We start from the raw sequence: 2,524 nt of genomic DNA, 5'->3' as shown, positions 1-2,524 counted from the left end.
GGTTGCCTGCCCCCGCAACCATTCCCTACGCCACAGTATCCCACAATAGCCGAAAACTACGATATTCTTCTACGACGCATCGCGTTGGAGAGGGTTTGTTCTTGTTTTGTGCGGCTTGTTAGGGCGCGCAGGGTAACATTCCCTTGCGCCAATACTTCCGATAGTTCGACCGTCTCGCGACTATCGGAAGACACATAATGAAATCAATACGTTCCTTCCTGACACTGCGCAGGATCGAAGACTACTGCGACTTGAGGCTCACTCCTGTTCTCGACCCGAAGGAGGTGAGCATTGTCCGTGAGTGTCTCGCGGACTTGCTCGAACGAAACGAATACCCGCCCTATCGGGGCAGCGGCCTGGATATCAAGGCACTGGCAGATCTGCTGGGGATGGATCCTGCGCGTCTGACGCCCCTGCGCTCCAGTCTCCAGCCCATCTTTGATGCTGTCGCGAGAACTGTCGCAGAACGACGCTTGCGTCCCGAGCCGAAATCCACGTCGACGCCTGCATCGGAACCCGGAAGGGTGCGAGCCCACCGCAAAGTGGCAAAGGTGCGAGCTGCACCTGCAGGCGCATCCGAACGCAAACGACCGGGCCGACAGCCACGACCTGTGGTGGAGTTTCCGGAACCGCTTGAGACCAAATGGGACGAGCCCGACAGCTTCGGTGCTGCGCTCCGGCTGCATGCCGCCCGCCATGGCGAAACCATTTATCATCTCTACAATGCCGTGGTGAGACCCGAAGATGGTGTGCATCGCAGTACCCTGATTGCGTGGGGCAGGGGCGCGAAGGCACCGCGATCAGCCATCAGCCTCGAGATCCTTCAGCGGATCGAGCGGCGCTACCGGTTGCCGGTAGGCTACTTTGCCGGGAAGATGGGCGGCAGCCGTCGCGCTCCGGGTGACTTTGACCTGGAGGAGATAGCTCCCGCCGAGCGGCGTCGGCTCGCCTGGCATCTGCCGGAAGACTTCAACCGGCGGCCGCGCAGCGAGCAGGCCGAAATCCTCGACTGGGTTCGCAATGTCATCATCAGCGGCTCGACTGACTATCGCCGGTATCAGACGGCGATGATGCGACAGCGGTATGCTGTCCGCTTTGCCTGCGCTTCCGGCCCGCGCCGCAAGTCCTCGATCGCCACGACGGAAGGTGAGTCCGGTATCATCAATGCGCCGAAGCGGTTGAACGACGAGATGTCCGAGGTTCTGCGCTTCAAGACCTCGACCTTTGCGGCCTTCGGATTGCAGCGGAACGGGGTCTGGGGCGAGGAAACGGCATCTCAGAAAGTCGAGCACTTCGGCCTCTGGTTCGGCGCCTTCGCTGCACCTCCGGAAAGCGAGGTGCAAGGCTTTGGCGCTGATGCGAGGACGCTGACCTTCGCCATGATGATCTTTCCGCAGGTCTGGGACTGGTATCTGCAATGGCGCGAGCGTCGACGCGGCTTCTACACCAAATGGGAGATCGACCTGCTGTCGATTGCCGCGGCGTTCTGCCGCGAGGAAACCGGGTGGCTGCGCCAGACGCCGCGTATGGCTGGCAATCTGAGAGAGATCGAGGGCCTGATCTCGGAGCAGCACATCTCCGAGGCCCGTGGCGACTGGGAGGGAACCTGCGACCGGATGTACAAGCACGCTCGGCGCCGCATCAAAGAGATTGACCGCGTGGCTCGCATCCATCGCGATCCATTCGAGCCCATCCTGCCAGTGCTGGAAGCCCCAAGCCCGGTCGGCGAATATCGCAAGATCACCGAGGAGATCCTGCGCCGCATGCCGGACGAGCGGCATCACCCGCGCTCGGCCGCTGAGACGGTTCGGGCCTTCCTGCTACTTCGGATCGGGCTGCACACCGGACTGCGTCAGAAAAACCTGCGCGAGCTTCTGCTCTGCGAGAGGGGCGCCCTCCCGACCGCAGAGCGCCGGCTCGAGGATATGAGGCGTGGCGAGTTGCGCTGGAGCACACGGGATCAGGGCTGGGAGATCCTGATCCCCTCGGTGGCGTTCAAAAACGCCAATTCCTCGTTCTTTGGTGCCAAGCCGTTCCGACTGATCCTCCCGGATCTCGGCAGGCTTTACGAGATGATCGAGGCCTGGGTCGACCGGCACAGGGGCGGCTCATCGGCTCAGCCGCCGATCCAGGTACGTTCTTCGTCAAGACGGCGAAGATGACCAGCACCAATGCGGCCTATTGCCAGAACACCTTCTACGAGGCCTGGCGCACAGCGATCCAGCGATACGGCATCTATAACCCCTGAACCGGGAAGGGCGCGATCAAGGGTCTTCTCCCTCACGGTCCTCACAATGTCCGTGACGTGCTGGCGACGCATATCCTGAAGCAGACCGGCTCCTACGAGCAGGCCAGCTATGCCATCCAGGACACGGCGGAAATGGTTGCCCAGCACTATGGACGCTTTCTGCCGCAGGACAAGGCCGAGATTGCCGCAAGAATCCTCAATCAGGTTTGGGAAGCAGCATAAGCAGAGTTCTGGGCCGGGGTTGCGCAGGTGGTTCGGCCCAGACAAAAAGGGCGG

The 2,524-nt window shown here is 61.6% G+C and carries 2 protein-coding genes; both read left to right on the top strand.

Annotated elements, in window-relative coordinates:
- The first annotated feature begins 197 nt into the window (after positions 1 to 197).
- Entirely contained in the window at positions 198 to 2,162 is a 1,965-nt protein-coding gene (locus EPA64_RS16115) for a hypothetical protein (protein ID WP_134727304.1), read from the top strand.
- 143 nt (positions 2,163 to 2,305) lie between these two features.
- A complete protein-coding gene (locus tag EPA64_RS16565) occupies positions 2,306 to 2,470 on the top strand; it encodes a hypothetical protein (protein WP_220443781.1) in 165 nt (54 codons plus the stop codon).
- Positions 2,471 to 2,524: the final 54 nt, after the last annotated feature.

The sequence above is a fragment of the Paracoccus luteus genome (assembly GCF_004522155.1).
Lineage (GTDB): Bacteria > Pseudomonadota > Alphaproteobacteria > Rhodobacterales > Rhodobacteraceae > Paracoccus > Paracoccus luteus.
This window is presented reverse-complemented; position numbering and strand designations above follow the sequence as displayed.